The following is a 17,874-nucleotide window of genomic DNA, read 5'->3' as shown; positions in this document are numbered from 1 at the left end:
CATTGGTAGCGCTCATGTAGCATATCTTGTTTGGGCCGATAGTCGCGATCTGGACCAGTACGGTAAGACTGATGATGCGCAGGCTAATGCTTCTTCGTCATGCCAAATCGGATAGGCCCGATGGCATTGGCGACCATGAGCGCCCGCTTGCAAGACTAAGCGAGATCGGCAACCTTGCGTTTCAAATCGGCAATATAGTGAGCGACAGTAAGGCCCGAACCGGTTGCCTGCTCCAAGATTTCGGTAGGTGTTCGCGAGCGCCCATATTGATGCACGTTCTCATTCAGCCACGACTTCAAAGGTGCGTAGTCGCCTCTATCCAGCCCCTCCTCCACCCCGGAAACTGGCTTCGCACTGGCGAAGAGCTGCGACGACATGATGTTGCCGATCGTATATGTGGGGAATGAACCCACCATGCCCGACGACCAATGCACGTCCTGAAGCACGCCAAGTGCATCGCTCGGAACATCGAGTCCAAGATAGGACTTCATCTTGTCTCGCCAGATGGATGGCAAATCGCTGACGCGGATTTCTCCGGCCATGAGCCCCGCCTCGATCTCCGAGCGCAGCATGATGTGGAAATCATAGGTGAGCTCGTCCGCCTCGACCCGGATCATGCTGGGACGCGGTGCATTGACCACGCGCCAGAAATCTTCGACCGAAACATCCGCAAGTTGTTCGGGGAACATGCTGCGCAATTCTTCAAAATGAAGCTCCCAGAACCGGCGCGAACGACCGACACGGTTTTCCCACAGTCTCGATTGCGACTCGTGCATGCCAAAACTGGTGCCGCCGACCGCGTAGAGATTAACGAAATCGGTCGTGAATACCGATCGGCTGAAGCGCTCGGCGATCCCCTGCTCGTACATCCCGTGACCGGCTTCGTGCCACACGGCAAACAGGCCGCCGGGCAGCCAGGTCTCGCGGAAACGTCCGGTGATGCGCACATCTGCGCTTGTAAACGAGATTTCGAACGGATGAACGGTGTCATCCAGACGGCCTCGATTGAAATCGTAGCCGAAGCGCTCGGATATCATACTGGAAAATGCGCGCTGCCGAGCGACAGGATAGGCCCGGTCGAGAATCTCGGTGCGCACTGGGCGTATCTGCTTGGCCTCATCGAGCAACGGAACGAGCGACTTTTGCAGCTCGCCGTAAAGATCGCGCAGTCTCGACCAGGTCATCCCCGGTTCGTAGGTCGAAACCAGTGCATCATAGGGATGCTCGTCGTAGCCGATTGCCCCGGCGATCTCCCGCTGCATGTCCATAGTACGTTCGAGCCACGGCGCGAAAGCGGCGAAATCATCGACGCTGCGCGCTTGTTTCCATGCAGCCTGCGCATTGGTCTTGAGTTCGGCGGCGGCTGAGACAAGTTTGGCCGGGATGCGCGCAAGCACATCGATCGACGCTGCGGCTTGTTCCACCGCGGCACGCTGTAAACTATCACCCTCTGTATCGGCGCGCGCACTTTCAATGGCTTTCATCATGCGGTCGCCAGTCGCGATATCTCGGGCAAGGCCAACAAGCGTCGCGATCTGCTTTCCGCGTGCATCGACGCCTCCAGGCGGCATCATCGTGCGTGCGTCCCATGTCAGCAAATTGACCGCACACAGGATATCGTTGACCTTGGCGACTTCGCTTTCGAAAGTGGTGAAGCTCATCCGGGTTTCCTCAAGTTCGGATATGGATCATATCCGCGCGTATCGCAGATGTGGCGCCGAAATCGGCCAGATGACAGGCGGCGCGATGCGCTGACGCACGTCGGGTCAGTGCTGGCCTTTCGACGCGGCAGCGATCGAACACATACGGACAGCGGCTTGCGAACGGGCAGCCACGTGGAACGTTCAGCGGACTTGGTAGCTCGCCGCGCGCGGCAACAACTCTGGAGCGCTGTGTTGGATCAAGTTCAGGTGCAGCATCGAGAAGCGCTTTCGAATAGGGATGGCGCGGCGAAGCGAACAGGCTCTCGGACGGTCCAATTTCCATAATCTGTCCAAGATACATGACAGCGACCCGGTGCGAGATATGACGTACGAGGCGCAAGTCATGTGCGACGAATATCAGCGTCAGGTGCAATTGCTCCTGAAGCTGCAACAGGAGATTGATGACCTGCGCCTGCACTGAAACATCGAGCGCCGAGACCAGTTCGTCGGCAACGATGACATCCGGCTCTACTGCGAGTGCACGGGCGATGCCAATGCGCTGGCGCTGGCCACCGGAGAATTCATGCGGATAGCGGAATGCTGCATCTTGTGGAAGGCGCACGAGGTCCAGCAATTCGGCAATACGTGCCGGGATGTCCTTCTTGGGGCGCATGCGGTGTACGGACAGAGCTTCATTCAGCACTTGCCGCACAGTCATTCGCGGATTGAGTGAGCCATAGGGGTCCTGGAAGATCATTTGCACCCGCTTGTTGAAGGCACGTCGCTCGGCAGCCCGGAAGGTTGCGATGTCCCTGCCCTCGAAGCGAATAGCGCCGCCGTCTGGATCAAGCAAACGCACGAGACAGCGTGCCAAAGTGGATTTCCCACAACCGGATTCTCCAACAATGCCAAGCGTCTCGCCGCGATGCACCTCAAAACTGACATTATTGAGCGCATGCACTGCCATTGGCGGCTTGCCCGAGAGACGCCGCATCAGCGAATACGGAGCGCCAAATTGCTTGAAGACTCCATCAACCGAGATGATTGGAATAGCGGTGCTCAAAGGATTGCCTCCGCTGCCGCTACCCGGTCCTGATGGAAACAAGCGACTTTCCGGTTACTATCCAGCGATTGAAGTGGCGGCCGCTCCTGCCTGCATATATCGGTAGCAAAGCTGCAGCGCGGATGGAATGCACATCCAGCCGGAAGATCGGTGAGGCTAGGCGGCGTTCCCTCTATCGATGAAAGCATGGTTCGCACCGCGCCGGCACGTGGCACCGAGCCAAGCAGCCCGCGCGTATAGGGATGGCGCGGCTGCCTGAACACGTCGATCACAGTTCCCATCTCAACGATACGTCCAGCATACATTACCGCCATGCGATCACAGGTCCCGGCAATGACGCCGAGATCATGGGTGACGAGCACGACGCTCATCGCCAACCGGTCGCGCAGGTCGAGCAGGAGTTTCAGAATCTGGTCCTGAATGGTGACGTCGAGCGCGGTTGTCGGCTCATCGGCCAGAAGCAGCTTCGGCGAACAAGCCAGCGCGATGGCAATCATGGCGCGTTGGCGCATGCCGCCGGAAAACTGGTGCGGATACTCGTTGAGCCGCCGTTCAGCCGCTGGGATACCGACAATGTTCATCAACTCCAGCGCCCGTGCCCGCCGCTCGCGCGCGTTCAGCTTGGTATGGGCGACAAGGTTTTCGTCGAGTTGCAAACCGATGGGCAGCACCGGATTGAGCGCGGTCATCGGCTCCTGAAAAATCATCGCGATTTCACTGCCGCGGATACGCCGGAGTTGTTCAGCCGGCATAGCCACCAGATCGCGCCCGCCCCACTCGACCTTACCGCTAACATGACCGGGAGCCTGAATGAGTCCCATGATCGAGCGCAACGTCACGCTCTTGCCCGAGCCGGATTCGCCGACCAACCCGACTACTTCACCGGGCCCAACGTCCAGATCCACATCAGCGACGGCGAGCGCCGTGCCGCGTGGCGTATTGAAAATTGTCGTCAGACCGCGAACAGTCAGGCCTACTTCCATGTCAGTGCCAGTCGTCATCGCCGCCCCCTCAGGAGTTGTGCGAGCCCATCCCCCGTAAGGCTGAAACCAAGGCCGGTAATAACAATGGCAATGCCGGGAAAAACGGATATCCACCACGCTGTGTTCATGAAGTTCTTGCCGTCGGCGATCTGCACGCCCCATTCGGAAGCTGGCGGTTGGGCGCCAAGTCCGAGATAGCCGAGACTTGACCCCAAGAGGATCGCAAGTGCCATATCGGTCATCCAGTAAACGACGGCTGGGGTAATAGCATTGGGCAAGAGGTGCCGGAAAACAATCCGCATGGGGGTATATCCCATGACCCGCCCTGCATCGGCGTAATCGAGCCGCTTTTGTACCTTCACCTCCGCGGCAACCAGACGTGCATAGAACACCCAGCCGACAATGCCGACAGCAACGTACATATTGCCGAGACCAGGTCCCAGAACCGAGACGATCGCGATAACGAGAACCAGAAACGGGAACGTGATGACCGCATCCACGACGCGGCCGAAAATCGCCTCCGCCAGGCCGCCCGCATAGCCGACATAGGCTCCTACAATCGTTCCGAAGATGAACGGGCCGACGGTCGCGAACACCGCGATCTGCATATCGATCGTATAGGCATGGATCACACGGGACAGGACATCGCGGCCAAAACTGTCCGTTCCGAACGGATGTGCCGGACTCGGCCCTTTCAGCAGTGCGTTGTAGTCGAAGGCAATGGGATCATACGGGGCAAAAAGTGCTGGAAAGAATGCGATGAGCAGGCTGATACCCAGAATGATGATTCCCCAAACGAGGGTACGCGGCAACACAGGCCGCGTGAATCTCAGCGAGAGGCCAACTCCTTCGCTGAAGGCGCTCATCGAGCGATCCTTGGGTCAAGCCAGGCCTGGAAAATGTCCGTCGCGAGGAACGTAAGCGAGACCAGAACCGCCAGCGCGATTGTCAGCCCTTGTAGCATCGGATAATCACGACCGTAGATACTTTCGATCATCAGCCGCCCAGCACCGGGCACGGCAAAAACAGTTTCCGTTATCACCGCACCGCCAAGCAGCGTGCCGATTTGCAGCCCGAACAGGGTGACGGTAGAAATCAGCGCGTTGCGTAAGACATGCCTGAGCATGATGATGCGGGGGCGCAGACCTTTGGCGCGGGCGAAATCGACATATTCGGCGTTGATGACGCCGATAATGGAAGATCGCAGGTTCCGCATCAGCACGGCAGAAAAGCTGAACGCCAGCGTCAGAGCCGGCAGGAACAGATGATAGAGCCTGTCGCCAAATGTCTCGCCATAACCACCGACCGGGAACCACTTCAGCGTTGCGCCGAACACAGTCAACATCAGGATGCCGACGTAAAAAACCGGCATCGACAACCCGACCTGAAATGTGCCGCGAATGACGGCATCAGCGGTCTGTTCCCTCTTTAGTGCTGCAAGGAAAGCCAAGGGCACGGCCATAATGAGAGCCAGCAGCGCCGCCATTAAGGTCAGCATCAGCGTTACCGGCAAGCGTTGGAGAATGATGGTCATCACAGGCAGCTTCAGTGCGATTGATGTACCGAGATCGCCGGTGAGGACGTTCTTTACGAAATACAGGAATTGAACAGGGATCGGTTTGTCGAGCCCAAGGCTGGCATTGATGCGCTCAACGTCGGCATCAATCGCACGATCGCCGAGCATGGCGCTTGCGGGATCACCTGGCAGAAGCCTCACCAGGACGAATGTGACGACGAGGATAAACACCACCGTCGGGATCATTTGGAGAATGCGACGCAGAACGAAACTGAAAAGTGGCAATGCGCCGCTCCCGATGTTTTGCATGAGTATCAACAATGAACGCGGGTGACATCTCAATCACCCGCGGCACGCACTTGAAACTCCTATTTATCCAGCCACGCACGACCGAAGAAATTGTTGCCAAGCGGTATCTGCAAGAAACCATGCACCTTCTTGCTCAACGCCACAGGATAAGGTGTCTCGTAGAGCGGCACGATAGGCCCCTCGGCATTATAGATCTCCTGAATCCGGGCGTATTGGGCTGCACGCTTGGTAGCATCGATTTCCTTCTGCGATGCATCGAACAGCTTGTCCGACTCCTCGTTCTTCCAACCGGTATGCAGTGCATCGATAGTCGGCGAATAAACGAAGTAGGACGTTATCTCGTTCGGATCGGCAATATCGTCCGTCCACGCAGCTTCACGCATTGTGAAAACGCCATCGCGATATTGTTGAGTGCGGGTGGCATTGTCCACCTGTTGCAGCTCAAGCTTGATGCCAAGCGGCGCCCACATCTGCTGCAAGGCAGTCGCGATACCAACCTCGTCCTGATTTCCTGCCAAAACGAGGATACTCGTGTCGAAACCCTTCTCGAACCCGGCTTCCTTCATGAGACCCTTCGCCTTTTCGATATCGTAGACGTAGAGCGGCTTGTCGCCGGTGTGCATCGGCGTGGCCGAGGACATATAGGAGGTCAACGGCTTGCCGACGCCATGTGTTACGATGGCAATAATGGCGTCCTTGTTGACGGCATAATTCATTGCCTGCCGCACTTTTGGATTGGACAGAGGATTGTCCTTGCCCTTGATCTGCGGCCGCGCATTCATGGTGACATACTGCACGCGCGTCGATGGAAACAGTTCCATATTAAGATTGCCGGCTGACTTCAGTTCGTCAACGCGTGAATAGGGAATGAATTCCGCCCCATCGATTTCACCGGAATTCAGCTTCAAGATACGGGTAGCGTCATCGGGCAGGACCTCGAAGGTGACGCCGTCAAGGTAAGGTAATGGCTTGCCGTCTTCGCCCTTGCCCCAGTAATGCTCGTTGCGCACCAGCTTCATTGTTGATCCGCGATCCCAGGATTGCAACACGAATGGGCCAGAACCGACCGGATGTTCGGCGAAAGCCTTCGCTTTGTCCGCGTCCGTCGCTCCAGTTGATGCCTCGAAAATCTTCTGTGGCAAAATCGCCGTGTTGAAAACGGTAAGTGCAGCGAGGATGGCTGGATCTGGATGCTTCAACTTCAGGATGACAGTCTTGTCCCCCTCCGTCGTGACATCCTCAATTGAACTCACCAGGAAGTTCCAGATGCCATTATCCTTATTCGCGGCGCGTTTCAGCGACCATGCTACATCGGCTGGCGTGATCGGCGAACCGTCGGAAAACTGGATGCCGTCACGCAATGTAAGGGTTACACTCATCCCGTCATCGGCGACTTTCCACTCGGTAGCAAGACCGGCCTGAACCCCTTTCCCATTATCAGTGGGGAGGAGTAGCGTGTCGTAGAGATTGGACAGAATCCAGATATCCACATTGGCGTCGTTGAGCACCGGATCGAGAAAGAGGCTGTCGGCGTAACGTCCATACGTCATCACACCACCCCTCTCCACGGCAAACGCCGAAAGGCTCGTACCGACGAGCAATACGGCGGCAAGAGCCGCCTTGGCGATCTTTTTCATTCGTATTCCCCTTTTATTGTGAACCGTATAACTGTTCTTATTGGATATAACGATTTCACGTGCCTTCTGCCCTGTCAACAGTTTATACATCATTCTTTGCCTCAACCCAGACTTGCGATTGGGCGGAGCACGGTATAATCGTAATAGCCTGTTAGAACAGCTAAAGACTGGGTTCATGGAATTTTTTATCGACCGCGATTTGCCGGTTCCCCTCCGAACACAACTTCATGGGCTCATAGAGTATGGCATCGCCTGCGGTGAATTGCTTCCGGGTGAAGCTCTTCCTTCCGTGCGCGAACTTGCGGAGAAGATCGGCGTGGCGCCGATGACGGTCAGCCAGGTCTATGCTGATCTGAAAGCAGAAGGGTTGATCGACGCACGCCCGGGATCCGGTACATTTGTAACGGACAGTCTGCAGGCACGACTCGCCGGCCGTTCGGACCAGTCGAATTTGCATCGTCATATCGATGCGTTGATAGAGGAAAGCCGGGCCCTTGGCATTCGATCTGCCGAGTTCGTCTCATTGGTTAGTTCCAGGGTCTTCTACCGCGAAAGCCTTGGCCAACGTATGCGAATAGTCATGATTGGACTGTTTCCCGAGGCAACCGCAAGCTATGCGCGTTTCATTGCCGCCCGTCTCGGAAGGGGTGTGACCGTGGAACCGCTGACGATCTCGGCAATCGAGCGTGATCGAGAGATCCGGGGCCGTGCGAACTCAGCTGACCTTGCGATAACCTTTGCCAACCGGCACCGGGAAGTGGCGGCGCTGGTACCGAATACAAAGGTTGTCACGATCAGCTTCACACCTTCCGAAGAGACCCGCATGGCGCTAGCCTCGCTCGATTCACTGGCCTCAATCGCGGTTGTGTCACGTTTTCCTGACTTTCTGCCCATCATGAAAGCAGGTGTTCAAAGATTTGCGCCGCATGTCAGCGAAATTGTGGGAGCGACCCTTGAAACACCAGGGCTCGATGACATTGTCGCGCATTCCAGCGTCGTCATCTTCGCTTCGGGCGCAGAAGAAGTCAGCGGGCGGCTCCGTCCCGGAGCCCAGGCGATCGAATATCGCCACGCGCCGGATGTTGCCGACATCGAACGGGTAATCTTGCCCATTATCCGGGCAGCAGGCGGACTTCCATCATCGGCCCCTGAAAATGCGTTGCCGAAACGTGTAGCCAGCATGGATAAATAAAGAAGGGAAACACCATGAAAGTTTCACAAGCAAACTGGCAGCAAATCGAAACTTATCTTCGCACCGACGACCGCGCCATTCTTCCGCTGGGAAGCACGGAACAACACGCTCAGCTCTCACTTTCAGTCGATTCCATTTTGTCGGAAAAAGTCGCGGCCGATGCAGCGGAGCCGCTTGGTATTCCGGTCTTCCCCGTTATCGCCTATGGCCTCACGCCTTACTTCATGGCCTATCCCGGCACAATCAGCCTTCGCCTCGAAACTTATGTGCGGATTGTTCGCGATATTCTGGATGGGCTGAAGGCGCAAGGCTTTCGCCGCATCCTCATCGTCAACGGCCACGGCGGCAACCAGCCGGCGGGAAGCCTTGCGATCGAATGGATGGCAGACAATCCGGGCATGGCGGTGAAGTTTCACAATTGGTGGAATGCACCGGCAACTTTTGCAAAGGTACAGGAGATCGACAAGATCGCATCTCATGCATCATGGATGGAAAACTTTCCCTGGACGCGGCTGCCGGGCACACAATTGCCCACGCAACAGAAACCGATGATCGATCTCGCACGCATGCGGGTAATGGATCCGGCCGGTGTCAGGGCCTATCTCGGCGATGGCAATTTTGGCGGTTACTATGAGCGTCCGGATGAAGAGATGCAGGCAATCTGGGACGTAGCTGTTGAGGAAACCCGCGCTCTGCTTGAAGGACCATGGGCATGAGCGGGCCGATCCTCATCTGGGGCGCCGGCGCTATCGGCGGTACTCTTGGAGCGGCTTTCATCCGGGCCGGACACGACGTCATCCTCGTCGACAATGCAGCCGACCATGTCGCCGCAATCAACGAAAGGGGATTGAGAATCGATGGGCCGATCTTTCAGGATACAGTGAAGGCCAAGGCTTTTGTGCCTGAAAACCTGAAGGGCAAGTTCGATCGCATCTTTCTTTGCGTGAAGGCCCACCACACCGAAGCTGCTGCGAAAGCACTGCTGCCGCATGTGGCCGAGAACGGATATGTCGTGTCTGCACAGAACGGCCTTAATGAAACCGTCATCAGCAAGGTCATAGGCGAACATCGCGTCATCGGGTGCTTTGTCAATTTCGGTGCTGATTATCTGGCGCCGGGTGTCGTGCACTACAGCGGCCATGGAGCGGTCGTCGTCGGAGAACTCGACGGAAAGAAAACCAAGCGCATCGAGCAGATCTATGCCCTGATGAAGGAATTCGAGCCCAAAGCAATTTTGACGGAAAATATCTGGGGCTATCTCTGGGGCAAGTTGATCTACGGCACGCTGCTCTTCGGCACCGCCCTCACCAATGACAGTATTGCAGATGTGCTGGCTAATCAGCGCTACCGGCCAATCCTGACAAAACTCGCGCTGGAAGTCGGTGCGGTCGCCAATGCCAAGGGCGTGGTTCCTGAGGCCTTCGACGGTTTCGACCCCGTGGCTTTCGCGCCCACGGCCTCCACGGCAGAGACAGCGCGTTCCTTCGACGAAATGGTGATTCACAACCGCCGTTCGACAAAGTCGCATTCCGGCATTTGGCGCGACCTTGCCATCCGCAAGCGCAAGACAGAGGTAGATGCGCAGGTAGGTCCAGTCGTCGAGGTGGGGCGTTCTCTCGGCGTACCGACACCTTTGGCTGCTCGGGTCGTTGAACTGATCCATGAGATCGAAGCTGGAACCCGTCAGCTCGACCTCGTCAATCTCGATCTCCTCGCTGATGCGGAGATCGGAGCATGAACATCGAGTTCAGCGGAAAAACCGTCATTGTCACGGGCGCGGCCCACGGCTTCGGTCGTGCGATCGCTCAGGCATTCGCCAGCCGCGGTGCACGCGTGCATGTTTGCGATATCAATAAAGCCGGACTTGCCGAAACCGTTGCGCTTTGTGGGGCCTCGACGGCTGCGCACGCGCTGGACGTGGGTGACAGGAACGCCGTTCAGGCAACCGTTGCAAAAATCGAGGCTGCCGATGGCGACGTCGATATTCTGGTCAACAATGCTGGCGGCGTACGGGGACAAGTCGGCCGTCCCATTGAAGAGATTTCTGAAAGCGACTGGCGGACAATTTTCGACGTCAATCTGTCAGGCGCCTTCTTTATGACGCAAGCTGTCACGCCCGCGATGAAAAAACAGAAGTTCGGCCGCGTCATAAACATTTCCAGCGGTGCTGGGCTCGGCATTTCGCTCACGGGAATACAGGCCTATGCCAGTGCCAAGGCGGGTCAGATCGGACTGACGCGGCAACTCGCGCATGAACTCGGCCCGTGGAACATCACAGTCAACAATGTTGCTCCCGGTTTTGTCTTGTCGAACCCGACAACCGAAAGACAGTGGGAGGCGATGGGTGCCGATGGTCAGCAACGGCTCCTCAACAACATTGCGCTCAAGCGGCTGGGCAAACCGCAAGACATTGCCAGCATGGTCCTGTTCTTTGCATCGGACTATGCCGAGTGGATCAGCGGTCAGGTCATCAGCGTGGATGGCGGTAAATGAGCGGAGTCGAGATATACCTTATCGAACATTACGATGAAGCGCTGGAGGATTTGAAAGCATTCTGCCGTATCCCCAGCGTCAGCACCGATCCTGCTTTTCGTGAGGGTATCCTGGAGGCGGCCAAATTTGTGGCGCATCGTCTGAAGAAGGCAGGCTTCATTAACGTGGAACTCTTGGATACGGGCGGACATCCTGCCGTTTACGGAGAGGTCATCTCCGATCCGTCGCTACCAACCATCCTGGTTTACGGACATTATGATGTGCAGCCGCCGGATCCGCTCGATAAATGGCTGACGCCGCCCTTCGAGCCGACCATACGCAATGACAGACTCTACGCCCGCGGCGTTTCCGACGACAAGGGACCGTTGCTGATCCCGATCCTGGTCGTTGAGGCCTATTTGAAGACTGAAGGCAGCCTGCCGGTCAATCTCAAGATATTGATCGAAGGCGAGGAAGAATCCGGCAGCCCGCATTTCGAGACGACCCTCGAGCGCAATCGAGGTCGACTTGCAAGTGATCTCGTTGTCTCGGCAGATGGTGCCATGTGGCGGCCGGACCGTCCGTCGATGACGGTCGCGAGCCGTGGTATGGCAGCGCTCGATGTAACCTTAAACGGTGCTGCGAAGGATTTGCACTCTGGGCGCCACGGCGGCAGTGCGCCAAATCCGATCCGGGCGCTGACAAAGTTGCTTGCATCACTGCACGATGCGGACGGTCGCGTGTCGGTACCGGGCTTCCTGGAGAGTGCCAAACCCTTGGATCGCGCTATCCTCACGGCCATCGATGCAGCAGATTTCGACGCCTACGCCTACTATCGCGACATTGGTTCGCCCAAACCCGATCCCATCGAGAACGGCAGCCAGCTTCTGGTGCGGCAGTGGCTGGAACCCACGCTCGAGTTCAATGGCATCTTCGGTGGTTATCAAGGCCCGGGGACGAAGACTGTCATCCCTTCCTCCGCCAGTGTGAAAATCACCTGCCGTCTGGTCGCCGGGCAGAAGCCCAATCAAGTGATCGAGGCTATCACCCGCTATCTGGAAACCAATCTGCCCGCTGGCTACAGCCTGCAAATCGAACGGCACGGACCAGGCAGCGAGGCCTTTTCCGTCGATCCTGATCTGCCCGGTCTCCTTGCTGCGGAAGACGTTCTTAGCGAATTGCTTGGTGGCAAGCCGCTGCGCGTTGCCATGGGCGCAACCATTCCGATCGGCACTGCATTCCGCAAACATCTCGGTGCGGAAGCGATCTTTTTTTCGTTCTCGACATCGGATGAGGACTATCACGCACCGAACGAATTCTTGCGGTTGTCCAATTTCCGCATAGGCCTTCTCGCGTGGGCTCGATTGCTGGGCCGGCTTGCTGACCACCCAAAGCTTGAGCACGCTGATCGGTGAACTTGACACCGCGCAGAACTAGATATCAACGTCGTCAGGACAGCGCCCGCTTGCACAACCTGATCATCGATCTGCCTAACATTCCCACGCTTGCTACATTGTCGGGTGCTTTGCGGAACAGCGTCCGAAGAATGTCGTTCCGCTGTTGGAAACTTGGCAGTATCTTGAAACAGTTTGGCGGCATCGACGTGTCGACCTCGATTTTTACCCACCCAATCCCGCTGACGAATATTGCCTCGTCTTCAACGCCGGACAGCTCCACCCCCTCGATCAGAACGTGCTGCGTTGATAGTGCTTCGATCTGGATATCGCGCACAGTGCCTGCGGCGCGCAGCGATGACTGCATCTGGATATTGATGAGCTCCTCCTGCCCGAACCTTGGAAGTTCTATACAAACGAGAAGGCTGACGAATCCGATCAGCATGGCGAATGCCGACCACACTAGGTTCAGGCAATCGCGTTCGGAGAACTCGATCGGTGAGCTCCAGACGAATACCGTCGAAATAATCGAGAACGCGGAGAGTAGGGTAACAATACCGAAAAACGCTGCCGTTGGCGCGTGAATGCGGATTTTTGACCTGTCGCCACCCTTTTCCGTAACCTTGAACGGCCGCCCGAATGGTTTACGAACTGCTTGTAAAAGCGCGATCGTGATAGGAAGGGCGGTAATGGCGTGTGTCACTTCCGTAAAAAACGGCAAGGTCCGCCGGTCCGAAATCCACGATGAATAGCTCCAGAATACGAGAAGTGCCGATATCCCGTATTTCATGAATACCAGCTCATCAGCCTGGATAGCCGTCACGTCGAACAGCCAGTAAATCGATGGAGCAAACAGCATGCAAAGGATAAACGGTTTCGATAGCCAGCTGAGAAGGCCATGGATGTAGTGGAGACGCTGGGTCAGGGTAAAGCGGCCGCGCCACAAAGGTCCATCTTTCAGAAGTCCGATTTGGATGGTTCCCAGACACCAGCGGGTCCGCTGGGTTATATATTCCGGAATTCCCTCCGCCGACAGACCGACACTCAGCTTTTCGTTCAACCACCGCGTCACATAACCCTGTTCCATCAGGCGATAGGTCAGCAACATGTCTTCGGATAGGGCCTCATGCGGGAATCCGCCCATCTCATTCAAGGCCGAGCGCCTGACGACAAAACTGGTGCCGACGCAAAAAGCACACCCCACTGCGTCCTTCGCTGGTTGAAAAGTGTCGAAGAACACCCGCTGATCATCGACAAACGATGACCTTATGCCAAGATTGTGCTGTATCGGATCCGAGTTGAAATAGAACTGCGGTGTCTGGACAACGCCTATCTCTTCGTTCCTGAACAGCCCTACTGTACGTAGCAGGAAATTTTCCTGCGGGGCGAAATCTGCATCAAGTACCATGATCAAATCGGACGGATTCTTCGTAACATTCGTAAGCGCGAGGGCGTTATTGAGATTGCCCGCCTTGGCGTGAAGGTTGTCGGATCGTGTGATATAGCCGACACCAATCTGATCGCAATAATCTTTGATTTCAGGGCGGCGCGTGTCGTCGCAGACATACACATTGAAGCTTGGATAATTCATCGATCCGGCACTGATGACGGATTTTTCGAGGATATTGATCGGCTCATTATACGTGCAGATAAATACATCGACCGAGGGATATTGACCTGCAACCGCCAGTTGGTGCTGGGCATCATTGGCTTCAGCAGTCCAATCGGTTGAGCGGAACAAGATAAAAACTGAACCAAGCGCATAGGCCACGGAGATGGCTTCGAACGTAAAGTAGAAGTAGGCCCAGATGCTTGCCCCGGTCATCTCAAGGTCAGGCAATGTGTCGAGCCATCGCCAGGAAATGTAGAGCACAAGCGACAGGATGGTGGCGCTTCCGAATAGCGCTCTATCAATCAACCTGTCCCGGTGTGCCAACCTTGAGAATACGACGAACAGGAGTCCAATCCCCAGATCGAAGAGCAGTACACTAGACACATCGTCGTTGATGTTGAAAAACATGCGTACCTCAGTTGGGCCGGAAGGGGTTAAAATCCATTGCAGCCATCACGGCCCATGCGGTCGCACCCAGATGCGGCCAGTGCTGATACGTGAACGCGCCGCCCTGCCCCATCGCCCCGACTGTCAGCCCTGTTGAAAGCGGCGGGCCGGATGTCGCATACAGCCACCCGGATTGCGGATCGACGTTTTCCAGGATGCTTGCGATCAAGTCCGATGCGCGCTTTTGCTCGCCATCCTGTTGGAAGAGCAGCGCTGCCTGCGCGGTTCCCTCGATCCAGAGACCATCGCGGTCGCCATTGAAATCGTAGCCGCCGGGGACAGCCAACCTTGTATCCATGAGACTAATTGTTCCGACCCATTCGGCGGGTCGCTGCGATTTGGGTAATACCAGAAAAGGCCATATCTGCACGTCCAACCACAAGTCAGTGCTGTGGACTGCTTTTCCGGTCAAGTCTGTACCGATGAGAAAGCCGCTCTCGTCGTCGCGCATGCTGGCCACGAACTGCAGCGTATTTTCCGCCAGCCTGTCCCACCGGGGGTTTTCGCTGATCATGCTAAGCCATCGGGCCACAGCCAGGATGTCAATGTTGTGTTCGGTGGATTTCCACGTAATACGCGAGGTCTTCGGCTCAAAACCGTAATATCCCCCAGCCACTCCTGGATGAGCATCATCGCCCCGCAAATGATCGAGCCAAGCCGCCAGACGTTCCGCTGCCTCGAGATATCTCGCTTCCTTGGTCTTTTCATGAAGCTGAAGAAGCGCCAGTGCGGCCCAGGCGACGTTCCCTGAGGCGGTACTGACCTGATATTCGTCTTCAGCCCAAACTTTGGAGCGGTCATCCCACCACCCCGGCAGTGCCGGGGTATCAGTCACTGGCCCGGCTCGATACGCGTTGCGAAGCCGCCCGTCGGTGTAAAAGCGGTCTTTTCCACCGGCAACAATCAACGCGTCGCCGATTGACCTGGCACGCTCAATCTCGCCACACGCCAGGAAAGCCATTGCCGCCAGGGAATTATCATAGACGAACGCGGTGTTTTGCAGAGCGGCTGGCAACGGTGGCCCCGCACTCGACGGCAGGTAGCTCGGAAAAAACATTGCTTGCGCTTTGCCAAGCGATTCCTCTATCTGCAGGCGAGCCAAAGCCGCACACAAAGCCGATCCCGCGGCGCGATTGTCTGCATGACTGCCCGTAACGGCTAACATGCAAATCATCGCGGCGCAAAAGGCCAAGGCCCCCCGCTTGAACACCGGCTAATTCCATCTCGTATTAAAGACGGCTTGCGTTCCGCTATCCGCAACAACTCGTTCGTGCAGGAACGGCGTCGAATCCCGCACTAACCCATGGTCGAACAGATAGTCCGTGGCTTGGCATTTGCTTAACAGACACGCCGACTTCTCCGGTTCTTGAACGGAACCAGTTTTTTCATCCGCTACCAACACAGGTTCTGTGTGAAGGCGTGGCTCGGCGGCATTCGCTTTGCCCGAAATATACGTGCTGACGTCACCGAGCTTTGATCCTTCCCGCAGGAATGCCAATTCCAACTTTTCAACTTGGTTCCCAAGCACCGCGGTCGCTCCGTTCACGTAGGAACTAGTCTTTTCGACCCAATCGCTTTGCCGCGTCACGGTGACCCATGTCCCGACCGAGCAGAATTCGGCAGCCTCCTCCGGCGTCGATTTTTCCGGAGTTATGAAGGCATAGAGTTCGCGTCGTTCCGTTGGGGGGAAGGGAACTGCAAAGTCGAGATCAACACGATCCGTGGTGCGAGGGAGGAGCCGGCTTACCAGACCTGAGACCGGCGAGGACCATGCGTCTGATTCGACCACGACTTTTGCCCCTACTCCCAGTGCCTGCGCCTGACGCTCGGAAAAGATTGCAACAACAAACGCTTCCCTGCAGTCAACGGCCTGAGCTAGGGTATCACCCGCATTCACCTGCTTGCCGACCTGCGCTACGGTTTTATATATTTTTTCGGATTTCATAATCGAAACGTCTGCTGTCGACATCATACCGATGCGACGGTTCTCCGCCTGCGTCAGGCTTTGCAGTTCCTCAAGACGCGTCTTGATCGACGCGTTCTGCATGCTGATCTGAGAGACATCCGCTCGCCGCGCACGGATTTCATTCTGCAAATTCTGCAAATACTGATTGTTGTCGCCGACAAAGATGCCACGTTGGGCAAATCGAAGATCATCGCTCGATATATCGACCTTGAGTTTTGCTGCTTCGACTTTGGCATCTTCCAGCTTGTTTCTGTTCAGAAGCTCATCTTTCGTACCGGGTGAAAACCCTTTGGAAACCAAGCCCAGTTTGCGGGCGGCAGATGCCTTCACGTTTTCAGCGGAAATGGTGGCAAGATTCAAGCGAACCTGGGCATCGCGTAACACGTTATCAGAGCGGTTTATCAAAGCCTGCTGCTGTACGGCCAGTTCAGCCTCAAGATCTTTTATCCTGTTAAGATGAACATCCAGATTGGATTGTTTGAGCAGAAGTTCATTCTGTAGCGAACTCGACTCGACCTGAAGTCCGATCAAAGTGGACCGGTCCACACGTTCGTTCTGGACCGTCGCGATGGGTCCTTCGTAGGAATCGTCTTTCTTGCCAGTGATACTCGTCACCGTCCCGTTGATCGGGGAGGTCAATGACGACACCGGAGCATTAACGACTGCTCTCACAGACGTGGAAGTGAATACGGGCGGCAAGACCGATGACGTGAATACTGTAGCGAGTACACCGAGAACGCCATAAGAAGCTATTTTTACAGAAGCTGGTCTTCCGTTTGCAAGATTGTTGGGCCGCGAAACCATAGTTTTTCACTCCGTTAAAGAGATCCTTGAACTATGTTTCCTTCCTTTTTTCTCCTCCCGCCGTCTTCTTATACTCCCCCTCTATTGTCACCAACGATCCCAAATATGCTTACACTTCGCAATACGCAATTGTATTTAGACACTATGCCCTATCCACGTGCATCGCCTGCAGCTTTTATTTGTGCCTCTCCTTCATCTCATCGAACATCTTTTTGATATCAGCCATCTGATCGTCCGCCAGTTTGTCAGCACCACTGGCCAAGAATTTGGAGACATCCAAGTCGACCCTTTTTAAGAATTGAATGCCGGGCACCTTGATCAGGTCATCGCTACAGCTGACGTTTACCAACGCAACCGCACCATAGGCTGGGCCAATTGATCCAACATACGAGGCGGTAGCAGCGTCAACGTCGGCTTGCCTGCTGGCCATATCGAGTTTCATCTTTCCAATTCTGCTGGAATAGCGTGCCGATCCGAGAAGCTGAATTGCCCTATCAAGGGCAAACTTCGCACCCTTGTAGTTCTTTACAGCGCCAGCGAGCTTGTTCTGCGCATCGCTGCACATCGTCTGATTGGTTGGTACACCCGGATCAGTCTGCTCTGCGTACGTCAGTGACGTTGCACCAAGTGAAACCGTCAAGATGGCAGCATGGCACAGTTTCCTCATTTGATTTCCCTCATGCGCGCAATACGCAAGGTATCATCATTTCGCGTTAACGGCACTCCGGTAGAGCTTGGGTGCCTTGCCCACCACGCGTTTGAATGCGTTGCTGAATGCGCTTTCGCGCCACTAGGGAGCGCTCCCGTGGACGGCTGGAAGCTCGGAGATTCAACAC

At 55.9% G+C, this 17,874-nt stretch carries 15 protein-coding genes and 1 pseudogene; 6 read left to right on the top strand and 10 right to left on the bottom strand.

What is annotated here, in order from left to right:
- Positions 1-74 precede the first annotated feature (74 nt).
- Positions 75-149: pseudogene (locus tag ACSQ3H_RS15670) on the top strand (SixA phosphatase family protein); the annotation flags it as partial.
- Between the two features lie 6 nt (positions 150-155).
- Here the strand turns inward: ACSQ3H_RS15670 and ACSQ3H_RS15665 are convergent.
- The 6 genes from ACSQ3H_RS15665 to ACSQ3H_RS15640 all read right to left on the bottom strand — a co-directional run bounded on the left by ACSQ3H_RS15665 (position 156) and on the right by ACSQ3H_RS15640 (position 7,151).
- Positions 156-1,661, bottom strand: a complete 1,506-nt coding sequence (locus ACSQ3H_RS15665) for a carboxypeptidase M32 (RefSeq protein WP_436117903.1) — start codon at positions 1,659-1,661, stop codon at positions 156-158.
- Between the two features lie 10 nt (positions 1,662-1,671).
- On the bottom strand, positions 1,672-2,706 hold the full coding sequence (locus tag ACSQ3H_RS15660) for an ABC transporter ATP-binding protein (RefSeq protein WP_436117902.1): 1,035 nt from the start codon (positions 2,704-2,706) through the stop codon (positions 1,672-1,674).
- Positions 2,703-3,707: an ABC transporter ATP-binding protein gene (locus tag ACSQ3H_RS15655; protein ID WP_436117901.1), complete on the bottom strand. Its 1,005-nt coding sequence runs from the start codon at positions 3,705-3,707 to the stop codon at positions 2,703-2,705. Before ACSQ3H_RS15655 ends, ACSQ3H_RS15660 begins: the two co-directional genes overlap by 4 nt.
- Positions 3,704-4,555, bottom strand: coding sequence for an ABC transporter permease (locus tag ACSQ3H_RS15650; RefSeq protein ID WP_436117900.1), 852 nt, complete (start codon positions 4,553-4,555; stop codon positions 3,704-3,706). The genes ACSQ3H_RS15655 and ACSQ3H_RS15650 overlap by 4 nt, the downstream gene beginning before the upstream one ends.
- Positions 4,552-5,490, bottom strand: coding sequence for an ABC transporter permease (locus ACSQ3H_RS15645; RefSeq protein ID WP_436117899.1), 939 nt, complete (start codon positions 5,488-5,490; stop codon positions 4,552-4,554). Before ACSQ3H_RS15645 ends, ACSQ3H_RS15650 begins: the two co-directional genes overlap by 4 nt.
- A gap of 83 nt (positions 5,491-5,573) precedes the next feature.
- Positions 5,574-7,151 (bottom strand): ABC transporter substrate-binding protein, encoded by a 1,578-nt coding sequence (locus tag ACSQ3H_RS15640; RefSeq protein ID WP_436117898.1) that lies wholly within the window; start codon positions 7,149-7,151, stop codon positions 5,574-5,576.
- 175 nt (positions 7,152-7,326) lie between these two features.
- Between ACSQ3H_RS15640 and ACSQ3H_RS15635 the strand changes: the two genes are divergently transcribed.
- From ACSQ3H_RS15635 to ACSQ3H_RS15615, 5 genes are read left to right on the top strand one after another with little or no spacing between them, the layout of a single operon-like run.
- Complete coding sequence (locus ACSQ3H_RS15635) at positions 7,327-8,343, top strand: GntR family transcriptional regulator (RefSeq protein WP_436117897.1); 1,017 nt, start codon at positions 7,327-7,329, stop codon at positions 8,341-8,343.
- Positions 8,344-8,357: 14 nt separating this feature from the next.
- Positions 8,358-9,059: a creatininase family protein gene (locus tag ACSQ3H_RS15630; protein WP_436117896.1), complete on the top strand. Its 702-nt coding sequence runs from the start codon at positions 8,358-8,360 to the stop codon at positions 9,057-9,059.
- Positions 9,056-10,081: a ketopantoate reductase family protein gene (locus ACSQ3H_RS15625; RefSeq protein WP_436117895.1), complete on the top strand. Its 1,026-nt coding sequence runs from the start codon at positions 9,056-9,058 to the stop codon at positions 10,079-10,081. The genes ACSQ3H_RS15630 and ACSQ3H_RS15625 overlap by 4 nt, the downstream gene beginning before the upstream one ends.
- Positions 10,078-10,836: an SDR family NAD(P)-dependent oxidoreductase gene (locus ACSQ3H_RS15620; protein WP_436117894.1), complete on the top strand. Its 759-nt coding sequence runs from the start codon at positions 10,078-10,080 to the stop codon at positions 10,834-10,836. Before ACSQ3H_RS15625 ends, ACSQ3H_RS15620 begins: the two co-directional genes overlap by 4 nt.
- Positions 10,833-12,230 (top strand): dipeptidase, encoded by a 1,398-nt coding sequence (locus tag ACSQ3H_RS15615; protein ID WP_436117893.1) that lies wholly within the window; start codon positions 10,833-10,835, stop codon positions 12,228-12,230. The genes ACSQ3H_RS15620 and ACSQ3H_RS15615 overlap by 4 nt, the downstream gene beginning before the upstream one ends.
- A gap of 34 nt (positions 12,231-12,264) precedes the next feature.
- Here ACSQ3H_RS15615 and ACSQ3H_RS15610 read toward each other — a convergent pair whose 3' ends face one another.
- The 4 genes from ACSQ3H_RS15610 to ACSQ3H_RS15595 form a co-directional block, all read right to left on the bottom strand.
- A complete protein-coding gene (locus ACSQ3H_RS15610; protein WP_436117892.1) occupies positions 12,265-14,229 on the bottom strand; it encodes a glycosyltransferase family 2 protein in 1,965 nt (654 codons plus the stop codon).
- A gap of 7 nt (positions 14,230-14,236) precedes the next feature.
- Positions 14,237-15,433, bottom strand: coding sequence for a hypothetical protein (locus ACSQ3H_RS15605; RefSeq protein WP_436117891.1), 1,197 nt, complete (start codon positions 15,431-15,433; stop codon positions 14,237-14,239).
- 48 nt (positions 15,434-15,481) lie between these two features.
- Positions 15,482-16,873, bottom strand: coding sequence for an HlyD family efflux transporter periplasmic adaptor subunit (locus ACSQ3H_RS15600; RefSeq protein ID WP_436117890.1), 1,392 nt, complete (start codon positions 16,871-16,873; stop codon positions 15,482-15,484).
- Between the two features lie 340 nt (positions 16,874-17,213).
- Positions 17,214-17,678 (bottom strand): hypothetical protein, encoded by a 465-nt coding sequence (locus tag ACSQ3H_RS15595; RefSeq protein WP_436117889.1) that lies wholly within the window; start codon positions 17,676-17,678, stop codon positions 17,214-17,216.
- Between the last annotated feature and the right edge of the window lie 196 nt (positions 17,679-17,874).

Origin of the sequence: Phyllobacterium sp. LjRoot231, assembly GCF_964253365.1 — a bacterium.
GTDB lineage: Bacteria > Pseudomonadota > Alphaproteobacteria > Rhizobiales > Rhizobiaceae > Phyllobacterium.
The sequence above is the reverse complement of the archived record's forward strand: the minus strand, read 5'-3'. Positions and strand labels throughout refer to the sequence as shown.

Excerpts from the sequence above, each read along its gene's own strand:
- ACSQ3H_RS15665 (WP_436117903.1), bottom strand. The coding sequence starts at position 1,661 with ATGAGCTTCACCACTTTCGAAAGCGAAGTCGCCAAGGTCAACGATATC.
- ACSQ3H_RS15655 (WP_436117901.1), bottom strand. The coding sequence starts at position 3,707 with ATGACGACTGGCACTGACATGGAAGTAGGCCTGACTGTTCGCGGTCTG.
- ACSQ3H_RS15650 (WP_436117900.1), bottom strand. The coding sequence starts at position 4,555 with ATGAGCGCCTTCAGCGAAGGAGTTGGCCTCTCGCTGAGATTCACGCGG.
- ACSQ3H_RS15640 (WP_436117898.1), bottom strand. The coding sequence starts at position 7,151 with ATGAAAAAGATCGCCAAGGCGGCTCTTGCCGCCGTATTGCTCGTCGGT.
- ACSQ3H_RS15635 (WP_436117897.1), top strand. The coding sequence starts at position 7,327 with ATGGAATTTTTTATCGACCGCGATTTGCCGGTTCCCCTCCGAACACAA.
- ACSQ3H_RS15630 (WP_436117896.1), top strand. The coding sequence starts at position 8,358 with ATGAAAGTTTCACAAGCAAACTGGCAGCAAATCGAAACTTATCTTCGC.
- ACSQ3H_RS15625 (WP_436117895.1), top strand. The coding sequence starts at position 9,056 with ATGAGCGGGCCGATCCTCATCTGGGGCGCCGGCGCTATCGGCGGTACT.
- ACSQ3H_RS15620 (WP_436117894.1), top strand. The coding sequence starts at position 10,078 with ATGAACATCGAGTTCAGCGGAAAAACCGTCATTGTCACGGGCGCGGCC.
- ACSQ3H_RS15615 (WP_436117893.1), top strand. The coding sequence starts at position 10,833 with ATGAGCGGAGTCGAGATATACCTTATCGAACATTACGATGAAGCGCTG.
- ACSQ3H_RS15610 (WP_436117892.1), bottom strand. The coding sequence starts at position 14,229 with ATGTTTTTCAACATCAACGACGATGTGTCTAGTGTACTGCTCTTCGAT.
- ACSQ3H_RS15605 (WP_436117891.1), bottom strand. The coding sequence starts at position 15,433 with ATGTTAGCCGTTACGGGCAGTCATGCAGACAATCGCGCCGCGGGATCG.